Raw genomic sequence first — 11,949 nt, 5'->3', positions numbered from 1 at the left:
GGGACAGCGTATCGACAGGGAGATGCATGATCATTGCCATCATTATCGCCTGCGAAGTCGGTTTCTGGGTTCTGATCGTGCTGGGCCTGATCGCCCGATATGTGCTGCGTCTGAAGAAGACCGGAGTGGCCTTGCTGGCCACGACCCCGGTGGTCGATGTCATCCTGCTCGTGGTCACAGCCATAGACCTCACATCGGGGGCGACGGCGACCATCTTCCACGGGATCGCCGCAATCTACCTCGGCTTCTCCGTGGCCTACGGGCATAAAATGATCACGTGGGCGGACCGCCACTTCGCCCACCGTTTCGCAAACGGACCGCAGCCGATCAAGCTTCACGGGCGAGGTTATGCCATCGAGTGTTGGAAGGATGTCGCGCGCACGGCACTGGCCGTAGCCGTGGCTTGGGGAACCATCTGGCTTTTGACGGTGGTCGTCGACGCCGAGTCCAGAACCAGCCCGCTCAATGAGCTGAACAGCGTATTCCTCCTGGTCCTTTCGATCGAAGTGCTGTGGGCCCTCGGGCACACAGTGTGGCCGAAGAAGCAACCGGCATCGACGCGACTGGTCGACGCGCACGCCACGCCCGCGCATCAGACGAAGCAGTGACGCCATAACGAGTCCCACTATGCCAAGCGTGGACCTCGGTATTTTTCCCCTTCGGGCTGTCACGCGACGGCTTCCACGAGGGACTGTCGGACTAGAAGATCGGCCAGGGTACGGCGGGCATGTCGCCTTCGGGAGCCGGGAACGTCCCTTCGGAGAGCAATCTGTCACAGCGAGTCGCCACGGCGTCGATCTCACCGGGCGTCAGCAGTTCCGCGAGGGTGTGACCGAGCTCGCCACAGAGCTGCGCGCGCACGCGGTCGATACCGGCGATCTCGTCGGAAGTGAGAGCGTCGCCGAGCCAGCCCCAGAGCACCGTGCGCAGCTTGTGATCGACGTGGAAGGTGAGGCCGTGGTCGACACCGTGGCGGTGTCCGTCCGGCATCGGCAGGATGTGGGCGCCCTTGCGGTCGGCGTTGTTGACGACGATGTCGAAGACGGCCATCCGCCGGAGGGCAAGCGAGTCCTCGTGAATGAGTGAGACCGTGCGACCGTTTTCGTCCGTGCCGTCGAGCACATGGCGCCACCCCGCGTCGGGCATATCCTCCGCGTCGACGAGATCCACAGCGTCCTGCTCCGGGTCGGGTTCCTTCCAGAGTTGCACCATTCCGAAGCCCCGCGGGCCGTTGCGCAACCACGTGCGGGGAACCACATTCCAGCCGAAGGCCTGAGACACGAGGTATGCGGCGGCCTCCCGACGCGCGAGGTTTCCGTCGGGAAAATCCCACAGGGGCCGTTCCCCGGCTATGGGCTTGTAGACGACCGCTGTGTCACCGATGCTCCCGAGGAAGGTCGCGTTGGAGGCCGTGGTGATGCGGCCCCTGAGGGTGAGTTCAGTCACATCAAGGTCGGCCTCCCGCGCCATCAGTGTTCGCCGAGAATGCAGGCGTGACCGTCCGGGTCCATCGGGTCACCGCAATAGGGGCACATCGGGCGGCCGGCGCCCACTATCTCCCGGGTGCGCTTGGCAAATGCTCGTGCAGTACCGACCGGAAGTCGCACCAGCAGCATTTCCACCGGTTCGGTTGGGTCGGTGTCGGGGGCGTCTTCCTCTGACTCCACGAGGGGATACGCCTCGATCACGACCTGCGCCGTCGAGGGATCCCAGCCCAGGCTGAGGGCTCCGGTCCGGAACTGCTCGTCGACGGGCTGCTCGAGCGGGTCGTTGTCAACGAGTTCGACAGGTGTCGTGGCCGGAATGCTTAGCGGATTGCCCTCGTGATTCATGAGCTGGTCGAGGATCTCATCGATCTTTTCGGCCAGCAGAGCCGATTGCTCTTTCTCCAGGGCGATGCTGACGATGTCGGATCGGGTGCGAACCTGCAGGTAGAACTTGCGTGACCCTGGTTGACCGACGGTGCCGACCACGACTCGATCGGGCCAGGCGAACTTATGGACGATTGTGGGCATGGGGATATTTTACGAGTGTGCGGTGTCCGGCACCTGAGTACCTGCCCCGCCACCCACGGGCGCGTCCGTCAACGGGGCGGTCGAACGCAGCCACGAGAGGTCGCCCGCGTCCGTGTTGGTGGCGTGTACCGTCGGTCGGCTGGTTCCGTACTGCACGATCGACACCGACGCGGGCCCGATATTAATCCGCTGGAAGAGGTCGAGGTGCATGCCGAGCGCGTCGGCCACGATTGATTTGATGATGTCGCCGTGGCTCACCGCCACCCACACGGCGCCGGGCCCGTGCTCGGCCTCGAACGCCGCGTCGAGACGCCTGATCGCGGCGACAGACCGAGCCTGCATCGCCGCCAGTGACTCGCCGCCGGGGAATACCGCAGCCGACGGTTGGGACTGCACGACGGACCAGAGCTTCTCCTTGGCGAGCTCACCGAGGGCACGCCCTTGCCACTGGCCGTAGTCACACTCCGTGAGGTTCGGCTCAAGAGTGGTCGTGAGAATGCCGGTCTGGCGATCGAGGATCAGCTGGGATGTCTCGAGGCAACGTTCGAGCGGGCTCGAGACAAGTGCGACGACGGGAACCGTGGCCAGACGCAGACCCGTGGTCGTGGCCTGTTCGCGCCCGACCTGGTCGAGCACCACGCCAGCGGTACGCCCGGCCAGCATGCCCGTGGCATTCGCGGTGGTGCGGCCGTGCCGCACGAGAATAACTGTGGCCATGCCGACAGCCTAGCTACCAGGCGCCGGACTGGTAGTCCTTCAGGAAGACGCCGCACAGGTCTTCGCCGGCCTCGCCGCGCACAATCGGGTCATATACCCGCGCCGCGCCGTCCACAAGGTCAAGCGGGGCATGAAAGCCCTCCTCGGCGAGGCGGATCTTGGTGGGGTGCGGCCGTTCGTCCGTGATCCAACCGGTATCCACGCTCGTCATGAGAATGCCGTCGTCGAGCATCTCCTTCGCGCTCGTGCGGGTGAGCATGTTGAGCGCCGCCTTGGCCATGTTGGTGTGTGGGTGGCCGGGTCCCTTGTACCCGCGGCCGAACACACCCTCCATCGCCGACACGTTGACGATATAGGTTCGGCGGGCAGCGGATGCCGTGAGCGACGCCCGCAGCCGGCTCACCAGCAGGAATGGCGCGGTCGTATTGCACAGCTGAACCTCGAGCATCTCAAGCGGGTCCACGTCTTGAACGTTCGCCGTCCAGCTGTTCACCTCGTGCAGGTCTGGAACGAGCCCGCCCGCGTCGATCGCGGTGCCGGCAGCGAGCTTTTCCAGGGAACTCGACCCGGCCGCAAGGGCTAGCCGGGTGAAGTCATCCGCTGTCAGGGCGCCCGCACCAGCGGCCGCGGCGAGAAGAGGGTGCCCCGAGACCGAGGCAGCGAGGGCGAGAGGATGCGCGTCGTTTGTGTGACCGAACGACACTATCTCCGGCAGCGGACCGTCGGGCAGAGGAGAGTCTTCGGCTTCCACGAGGGGGGAGTACGAGCCGCGCGAACGTCGAACGGTCTGCGCCGCGTTGTTGATCAGGATGTCGAGCGGGCCCTGAGCAGCAACCGAATCGGCGAGGGCGATCACCTGGGCCGGGTCGCGCAGGTCGATGCCGACGATGCGGAGCCGGTGCAGCCAATCCTTCGAGTCGGGCATCGCGGCGAATCGGCGAACGGCATCGCGCGGAAAGCGCGTGGTGACTGTCGTGTGAGCTCCGTCACGCAGCAGACGCAAAGCGATGTACATTCCGATCTTGGCGCGCCCGCCGGTGAGCAGGGCGCGCTTGCCGGTGAGGTCCGTGCGGGCATCACGTTTGGCGTGGCTCATGAGCGCGCAGCTCGGGCAGAGCTGGTGGTAGAACGCATCGACAAGGGTGTACTTCTGCTTACAGATGTAGCAGGCTCGCGGCACCAGCAGCTCCCCGGCGGAGGGTGCCGTCGTGCCGAGGGAAAGCTGGGCCCCGCGGGTCTCGTCGTCGATGCGCGTGGGGGCGCCGGTAGCCGTCGCCGCGATCACTTCTCGGTCTGCCTCCTTGATGGCCGCGCGCTTCTCGCCCCTTCGCGCCATCTTCACGGACTTGAACATCTTCGCGGTGGCCTGGCGCACGGTCACGAAGTCGGGATCTTCGGGGTCAACGTCGCTGAGGGACGCGAGGACGCGGAGGGTGACGGCCATGTCGTGCGGGTCTAGGCCGGGAAAATCGGCGAACTCCTTCACGGCACCGTCGGCGACCGTCACGGCACCGTCGGCGACCGTCTCGTCCACACCCGCGGGGGTGGCAGTCGGTACGGTGTCAGGCGCAGTGATCATCAGAGAATTCTACGTGGGCAGGCTGAGAGCGCTTCACGAAGAAAACGGACAGCCGTTTCCACGGGGTGAGGTGGAGACGACCATCCGTTTTGTCGCAAGACGCGCGGTGTTTAGACCTGGGGGCTTAGACCTTGGCCGGTTCCTGGACGGGAATAGACGACGTGGGCGGCTCGTACGTCGCGTCGTACGGCATCTCATCGTGATCCAGCAGCGGGTTGTCATCCTGGTCACGCACGAGGTCGACCGCCTCTTCGTCGGTGTTCACGCTCGGCATGGAGCCGGGAAGCGGCCGGTTCGCCGATTCCTTCAGGAAGAAGATCGCGATCGCGCCGATGAGAGAGGTGCCCATCAGGTAATAGGCCGGCATCATGTCGTTGCCGGTCGACACGATAAGTGCCGCAATGATGAACGGCGTTGTTCCGCCGAAGATGGCCACCGCGAAGTTGTAGGAGATACCCATCGCTCCGTAACGGCTCGCGGTCGGGAACAGCGCCGGCAGCGCGCTCGCCAGGTTGGACACATAGAACGTGACCGGGAATGCGATGAGAGCGAGGCCGAAGAGCGTGGCACTGATCGAACCGACACCGATGAGCAGGAACGCCGGGTACGCCAACACAACCGTGCTGATGGCACCGATCCACAGCACTGGACGACGTCCGACCCGGTCTGATAGTTTGCCGGCGAGCGGGATGCACAGCGCCATCGCCACCAGGATCGGGATGGTCAGCGCCGTTCCGTGCAGTTCGTCGTATCCCTTGTTCTCGGTGAGGTACGTGGGCATGTACGAGGTGAGGGCATAGCCTACGGTGTTCGCTGCGGCGACGAGGATCATCGCAATGATGATGTTGCGCCAGTACGCCTTGAAAATGGCGAGCGGTCCCTTGGGGGTCGCCGCCGTGGCGCCGACAGGGTTTTTGTTAGCTTCTTCCTGGGCGTCGAGCGTGGCCTGGAAGGCGGGGGACTCGTCGATCTTCATCCTGAAGTAGATAGCGATGATGCCGAGTGGACCTGCCACGAGGAACGGCAGGCGCCAGCCCCAGTCCTGCATGACGTCCTGACCGAGAGTGACCTGCAAGATGGACACGAGCGCCGCACCGATAGCGAAGCCGAGGTAGCTTCCCATATCGAGGAAGCTCGCGAAGTAGCCGCGCTGGCTGTCGGGGGCATGCTCGCTCACGAAGGTGGTCGCGCCGGCGTACTCGCCACCGGTGGAGAATCCCTGCACGAGCTTCACGAACACGAGCAGCACGGCCGCCCACACGCCGACCTGAGCATAGCCAGGCAGCAGGCCCACGGCGAACGTGGACGCTGCCATCAGAATGAGGGTCGTGGCGAGCACCTTCTGGCGGCCGATTCGGTCTCCGAGCCAGCCGAAGAACACGCCGCCGAGCGGGCGGGCGAAGAAGGTTGCTGCGAAAGTGCCGAGAAGGAAGAGAGTTTGAACGGATGTGTCGGCTTCGGGTAGAAATACCGGCCCCATTGTCGTGATGAGGTATCCGAAGATACCCACGTCGTACCACTCCATCGTGTTACCGACAATGGTGCCGCCGAGGGCGCGCTTCATGATGGGCTTGTCGACGACGTTGACGTCGGAAACCTTGAGGCGGCGCCTGAGAAGCGGCTTAGTGAACTTTCCAGCGGTGCTGGTGGCACCGGATTTCAATGTGGACTTACTTCGGTCTGTGGGCATTTGGGTTTCTCCCATGGAGATCAATTGCTTGCGACGTAGAGCTGTACTGCACGTGACAGATTTTTTTGACCTGTCCACACTACCTGCGTGGGGGGTAGACGCCTAATCGACCCCCACTCAGATTCTGCGCCTAGGCTGTGGCTATGGCTGATTCCGTGAAATTTTGGTTCGACCCCTCGTGCCCCTGGGCCTGGATGACCTCCCGCTGGGTGGACGAAGTCGCCCGCCTGCGTGACCTCGATGTGGAGTGGCGCGTCATGAGCCTCGCCGTGCTCAACGAAGACCAGGACGTGAGCGAGGAATATCGCGCCTTCTTCCCGAGGGCCCTCAAGTACACCCGACTTGCCCAGGCGGCACAGGAGCTGCACGGGCAGCCGATGGTCAAGGCCCTGTACGACGCTCTCGGCGCCGAGATCCACCTTGGCGGTAACACGAATCCCGATGAAGTGATTCCTCTCGCGCTCGCCGCAGCCGGCCTGCCGGCGGACTTCGCCGCCCACGCAGACTCCGTGGAATTCGACGCTCAGATGCGCGCGAGTCACTTCGACGGCATCAACCGGGTGGGACAAGACGTGGGCACGCCCGTGATCGACATCAACGGGGTGGCCTTCTTCGGCCCCGTCATCTCCCCGGCCCCGATGGGAGACCAGGCACTCGCCCTCTGGGACGGAATCGTCGCCGCCGCGAGCTTCGACGGATTCTTTGAGTTGAAGCGCAGCCGCACCCGCGAACCGAATTTCGACCTCACCCCCGTCGCCGCTGTGCCCCGTACGTAAATAGACTGCTCTTATGCGCATCCATATCGCCACGGACCACGCCGGTCTGGACCTCAGCAATCACCTGATCAAGCACCTGCGCGCCGCAGGCCACGAGGTCATCGACCACGGGCCCACGAGCTATGACGCGCTCGACGACTACCCGGCCTTCTGCATCAATGCCGCGCAGGCCGTGGTCAACGACCGGGAACAGGGCATCGAAGCCCTCGGCGTGGTGTTCGGCGGCTCGGGCAACGGCGAGCAGATGGCGGCCAACAAGGTAACCGGCGCGCGCGCCGCGCTCGTCTGGAATCTCAGCACCGCGCGTCTCGCCCGAGAGCACAACGACGCCAACGTGATATCGATCGGCGCGCGCGAGCACACCATCGAAGAGGCGACGGACTTCATCGATGCCTTCATCGCCGAGCCGTTCTCCGACGAAGAGCGCCACGCGCGCCGCATCAATCAGCTGGCCGAGTACGAAACCACCGGGGACATCGCGGGCAAGGGCGTCGTACACTAACCGTGCCTGAGGGTCATTCCGTCCACCGCATCACGCGCCAGTTCCAACGCAACTTTGTCGGCCACACCGTTCGGCTGTCGTCGCCGCAGGGGCGTTTCGTGGAGGGCGCGGCCGTTCTCAACGGGCGCACCCTGACGGATGCCCGCGCCATCGGCAAGCAGATGTTCCTCGAGTTCGACCACGACCTCTGGCTGCGCATCCATCTGGGCCTCTACGGCGCCTGGGATTTCACGGGCGACCTGTTGCTCGACGCCACGATCGCCTCGGCGAACGGCCGCATGGGCCAGACCAACCAGCGGGGAACGATCCTCGACGAGGCCGTGCTCGACACGGCCGGCGAGAACTCGCTGCACAGCATCGGCGCGCCGCGGCGCACCAGGGTGCGAATGTCCGAGCAGGAAAAGGAACTCAACCACCTCGAGACATTTCCGCCAGAGCCGATCGGCCAGGTGCGGGTGCGCCTGCTCACCGACACCGTGTGCGCCGACCTCCGCGGCCCCACAGCCTGCGTGGTGCTCAACCCCGCCCAGACCCTCGTGGCCATGAACCGACTCGGGCCGGATCCCGAACTCGACAGCGGCCCGGAGGCCGAGGAACGTTTCACGAGCGTGATTCGGCGCAAGCCCACCCCGATCGGCCGTCTGCTGATGGACCAGGCCGTGGTCAGCGGCATCGGTAACGTCTATCGAGCCGAGATGCTCTTTCGAGCCGGCATCAATCCTCACACCCCAGGCAAGGTGCTGAGCGACGAAGCCGTTCGAGCCCTCTGGCAGGATTGGGCCCACCTCCTGCACATCGGTGTCGAAACCGGTCAGATGATGACCATGGACGACCTCGGTCGTTCCGACTACGTGAGCGCCATGAAGAACAGAGCCGACAGGCACTGGGTGTACAAGCGCGAGGGGCTGCCCTGCCGCGTCTGCGGAACCCACATCGTGATCGAAGAAATGTCCGCCCGCAAACTTTACTGGTGCCCGTCATGCCAAGCCTGATTCTGCGCGGCGCGCGCCTGCCCGGCAGCGACGACATCGTCGACGTTCAGGTCGTCGACGGTCAGATCTCCCGTATCGGGTACATCGCGCCCACCGAACGGGCCGACCACACGGTGCAGCTGGGCGAACGGTGGATCATCCCCGGACTCTGGGACAACCACGTGCACTTCACCCAATGGGCGCAGACTGCTCGCAGGCTCGATCTTTCCCGCGCGGCCAGCGCGGCGGAGGCGGCCGTCATGGTGGGCGAACGGATGCTGTCGGCATCCGCTGTGGCACAGCCGTGTGTCGAGGGGGCGGAGACATTCGTCGGTTCGGGCTTTCGCGATGGGCTGTGGAACGACGAGCCCACGAGGGGAGTGCTCGACGCTGTGTCGGGTTCGACCCCCGTCGTGCTCATCAGCGGCGACCTGCACAGCTGCTGGCTCAACTCGGCGGCCCTGGTGCGCTACGGCTTTGCCGGGCACCCCACGGGGCTGCTGCAGGAAGAGCAGGCCTTCGACGTGGTGCGGGCACTCGACACAGTTTCCGACGCCCAGACAGATGCCTGGGTGCACGATGCCGCTCGTGCGGCAGCGGGGCGTGGCGTGGTGGGCGTCGTCGACCTCGAGATGACCTGGAACCTCGACCCCTGGACGAGGCGATTCGCGAGCGGGTTCGACTCTCTGCGAGTGGATTTCGGTGTGTACAGCCAGCATCTTGATCGGGCAATTGGGCTGGGCCTGCGCTCCGGCGACCCGGTGCCGGGCACCGGCGGGCTCTTGCGTGTGGGCCCGTACAAGGTGATCACCGACGGCTCCCTCAACACCCGCACGGCGTATTGCTTCGAGGACTACCCGAACGGTTCCGGTCACGGGCTGCTGACAGTGCCGCAGAACGAACTGCTCGAGCGCATGCTCACGGCCTCGCGCGCGGGACTGACACCGGCCGTGCATGCCATCGGCGACCACGCCAACCGTCTCGCCCTCGACGCCTTCGAAGCCATCGGGTGTCGGGGCAGCATCGAGCACGCGCAGTTGCTCGCCGACGCCGATGTAGCGCGCTTCGCCAGCCTCGGTATCGTGGCGAGCGTGCAGCCAGAGCACGCAATGGACGACCGCGACGTGGCCGACCACTACTGGGCGGGCCGCACCGAGCGGGCCTTCCCACTCGCGAGCCTGCTGCGCGCCGGGGCCACCCTCGCCCTCGGCTCCGACGCCCCGGTTGCCCCGCTCGACCCGTGGGTCGCCCTCGCAGCCGCCGTCGGTCGCAGCCGCGATGGGCGGCAGCCGTGGCATCCCGAGCAGTCCATTAGCCGGCAGGCCGGACTTGCAGCATCCGCTCGTGGGCGTCACCGCATCGCCGTCGCCGATGCGGCCGACCTCGCGGTGTGCGAGATCGACCCGCTCACGGCATCCGTCGACGACGTGAGGCGGATGCCGGTGGCCGCCACCCTGCTCGCCGGCCGATTCACCCACAATGCGCTATGACGGTGAACGCTCGCACGCGCCGCCCGCGATCGACCGCCATCACCGTGGCCGGACTGGCCGCGATCGCCCTGACCCTGGCCGGGTGTGCCGGCGACCCTGGTGCCGGCGTGATGAACACCGTCGGCACGGTGGACTTCGCGAACCCCCTGCTCATTCCTCCGCTCGCCCCCTCGACCGTCGACGCCGATGGCACCCGCTCCTTCGATCTCACCGCCCAGGCCGGGTCGACTGAGTTCAGCAGCGGAGTCGACACTGACACCTGGGGGTACGGGCAGAGCTATCTGGGGCCCACGATTGTGGCCGACCGGGGCGAGCACGTGCAGATAAACGTCACCAATGACCTCGCGGAGGCCACCACGGTGCACTGGCACGGCATGCACCTGCCGGCCCGCATGGACGGTGGCCCGCACCAGCTCGTGGCACCCGGAGACAGCTGGCACCCCGACTTCACCATCGAGCAGCCCGCCGCCACCCTCTGGTATCACCCGCACGCCAACGGTGAGACGGAGCACCAGGTGGAAATGGGGCTCGCCGGCATGATCATTCTGCACGACGACGCGGAGCGGGCCCTGAACCTGCCCGCCGAGTACGGAGTTGACGACATCCCCGTCATGGTTCAGGACCGCCGCTTCGATGACGCCGGTCAAATCGCCACCGACGTGCGCGGCTACATCGGCCCGCTCGGCGACCAGGTGCTCGTGAACGGCACGCTCGGTCCGTACCAGGACGTGACGACGGATGTTGTGCGGTTGCGGCTGCTCAACGCCTCCAGTTCGCGGGTCTACAACTTCGGCTTCGACGATTCCCGTGCCTTCGACCTGATCGCGACCGACGGCGGCCTGCTGGAGGCGCCTGCGCCGATGGACGGCATCCGCCTGTCACCGGGGGAGCGGGCGGAGGTTCTCGTGAACATGGTGCCTGGAGAGACCGTGACACTTCAGTCCACCCCGCCGGAACTCGGTCTCTCGGCCCGTGTGAACGAGCAGAATGCCGGCGCAGACACGCTCGACGTTCTCGAGCTGCGCGCGGCAGATGCGCTCGCCGCCGTCGGAACCGTGCCCGACGCCCTGGTGCCCGCAGACAGGCTCGCTCAGAGTGACGCGAGCCAGCAACGGTCCTTCGTACTCAACGGCATGAACATCAACAACCGCCTGATGGATATGGGACGCATTGACGAGACCATTACGGCCGACTCTACAGAGGTCTGGACCGTGGAGAACACGATGCCGATGCCGCACAACTTTCATGTACACGCCGTGCAGTTCCAGATTTTGCGGGTGGGAAGTGGGCCGCCACCTCCCGAACTGTCGGGATGGAAAGACACCATCTACCTCGAGCCCGGCACTCGCTATGAACTCATCATGCAGTTCGGTTCCGACACCGATCCCGACTTCCCATACATGTACCACTGCCACATGCTCGCGCACGAAGACGCCGGCATGATGGGTCAATTTGTCGTGGTCGAGCCTGGCGAAACGGCCGGCAGCCCGCCCGCGGCGCAGAGCGCACCGGGCTCGATCGGGAGCGGTCCCCGGGTTTTCGACACGGCGCACAGCCACTGACGGCCGGCGATCCGCCGCCCGTCTTGTGGGGGTGGACAGTTCTGTATAGAGGGCGCGAGAATCGCCCCAGGTGACCTCCGTAGAACCAGGGAAGAGTTGACGGGCGCGCGGCCGGCACGCCACGCGGGCCGATCGTTCAGCCCGGGAGCGACCATGAGCACGGAGACCGGAGCACCCCGCATCCCAGTAAAACAGGGCGTTGAGATCCCTCGAGTATTCCTCAGATTGCATACGAGAATGCCTCACTAAAATAGGCGATTTTTTCCCATTGATCAGGTGAATATACCTCAGCTGATCAGGCGCAGATCCCAAAAAACCACTGGCACCCATAGTGGGACTACGGCTGTATTCCGTGAGCGGCATAACTTTTCCCTATCGACCGGGCATCCACTACCGGCGCCACACAGAACGGGAATGCACCATGAAGCTCTTCACCAAGGCCCAGGCACTCATCAACAGCATGCGCACGGAAGACGAGGGCGCCACCGCGGTGGAATACGGCCTCATGGTTTCCCTCATCGCCGTCGTGATCATCGCCGCGGTCGCGCTGATCGGCACAAACCTCGACGCGATGTTCGACGTCGTCGGAACCAAGATCAAGACGACGGCCTAGTCGACCCGCATTTCTGCCCGGTTGGACGGCAGCG

12 protein-coding genes are annotated in these 11,949 nt (G+C 65.1%); 7 read left to right on the top strand and 5 right to left on the bottom strand.

Translation table 11 applies throughout. The features are described 5' to 3' along the window. Positions 1 to 26 precede the first annotated feature (26 nt). Positions 27 to 608: a hypothetical protein gene (locus BJ997_RS10165; RefSeq protein ID WP_035836220.1), complete on the top strand. Its 582-nt coding sequence runs from the start codon at positions 27 to 29 to the stop codon at positions 606 to 608. Between the two features lie 91 nt (positions 609 to 699). Here BJ997_RS10165 and BJ997_RS10160 read toward each other — a convergent pair whose 3' ends face one another. The 5 genes from BJ997_RS10160 to BJ997_RS10140 all read right to left on the bottom strand — a co-directional run bounded on the left by BJ997_RS10160 (position 700) and on the right by BJ997_RS10140 (position 6,001). Then, a complete protein-coding gene (locus tag BJ997_RS10160) occupies positions 700 to 1,470 on the bottom strand; it encodes an SCO1664 family protein (RefSeq protein ID WP_035836221.1) in 771 nt (256 codons plus the stop codon). After that, positions 1,470 to 2,015, bottom strand: coding sequence for a DUF3090 domain-containing protein (locus BJ997_RS10155; protein WP_035836222.1), 546 nt, complete (start codon positions 2,013 to 2,015; stop codon positions 1,470 to 1,472). Before BJ997_RS10155 ends, BJ997_RS10160 begins: the two co-directional genes overlap by 1 nt. Before the next feature lie 9 nt (positions 2,016 to 2,024). Continuing rightward, positions 2,025 to 2,732, bottom strand: coding sequence for a histidine phosphatase family protein (locus tag BJ997_RS10150; RefSeq protein ID WP_035836223.1), 708 nt, complete (start codon positions 2,730 to 2,732; stop codon positions 2,025 to 2,027). Between the two features lie 13 nt (positions 2,733 to 2,745). Further along, positions 2,746 to 4,176, bottom strand: coding sequence for an SDR family oxidoreductase (locus BJ997_RS10145; protein ID WP_052542149.1), 1,431 nt, complete (start codon positions 4,174 to 4,176; stop codon positions 2,746 to 2,748). A gap of 259 nt (positions 4,177 to 4,435) precedes the next feature. Beyond that, positions 4,436 to 6,001 (bottom strand): MFS transporter, encoded by a 1,566-nt coding sequence (locus BJ997_RS10140; protein ID WP_052542145.1) that lies wholly within the window; start codon positions 5,999 to 6,001, stop codon positions 4,436 to 4,438. Positions 6,002 to 6,144: 143 nt separating this feature from the next. Between BJ997_RS10140 and BJ997_RS10135 the strand changes: the two genes are divergently transcribed. The 6 genes from BJ997_RS10135 (at position 6,145) to BJ997_RS10110 (ending at position 11,915) form a co-directional block, all read left to right on the top strand. After that, on the top strand, positions 6,145 to 6,777 hold the full coding sequence (locus tag BJ997_RS10135; RefSeq protein WP_035836224.1) for a mycothiol-dependent nitroreductase Rv2466c family protein: 633 nt from the start codon (positions 6,145 to 6,147) through the stop codon (positions 6,775 to 6,777). 13 nt (positions 6,778 to 6,790) lie between these two features. Continuing rightward, on the top strand, positions 6,791 to 7,279 hold the full coding sequence (locus BJ997_RS10130) for a ribose-5-phosphate isomerase (RefSeq protein ID WP_035836225.1): 489 nt from the start codon (positions 6,791 to 6,793) through the stop codon (positions 7,277 to 7,279). Between the two features lie 2 nt (positions 7,280 to 7,281). Continuing rightward, complete coding sequence (locus tag BJ997_RS10125) at positions 7,282 to 8,271, top strand: Fpg/Nei family DNA glycosylase (protein ID WP_035836227.1); 990 nt, start codon at positions 7,282 to 7,284, stop codon at positions 8,269 to 8,271. Next, the gene (locus BJ997_RS10120) at positions 8,259 to 9,740 is read left to right on the top strand and encodes an amidohydrolase (protein ID WP_035836228.1); all 1,482 of its coding nucleotides are present in this window, start codon (positions 8,259 to 8,261) and stop codon (positions 9,738 to 9,740) included. The genes BJ997_RS10125 and BJ997_RS10120 overlap by 13 nt, the downstream gene beginning before the upstream one ends. Further along, positions 9,737 to 11,302, top strand: a complete 1,566-nt coding sequence (locus BJ997_RS10115) for a multicopper oxidase family protein (RefSeq protein ID WP_035836229.1) — start codon at positions 9,737 to 9,739, stop codon at positions 11,300 to 11,302. Before BJ997_RS10120 ends, BJ997_RS10115 begins: the two co-directional genes overlap by 4 nt. Positions 11,303 to 11,654: 352 nt before the next feature. After that, entirely contained in the window at positions 11,655 to 11,915 is a 261-nt protein-coding gene (locus BJ997_RS10110; protein ID WP_236628914.1) for a Flp family type IVb pilin, read from the top strand. Positions 11,916 to 11,949 lie beyond the last annotated feature (34 nt).

Origin of the sequence: Cryobacterium roopkundense (genome assembly GCF_014200405.1) — a bacterium.
In the GTDB taxonomy this organism is placed as follows: domain Bacteria; phylum Actinomycetota; class Actinomycetes; order Actinomycetales; family Microbacteriaceae; genus Cryobacterium; species Cryobacterium roopkundense.
This window is presented reverse-complemented; position numbering and strand designations above follow the sequence as displayed.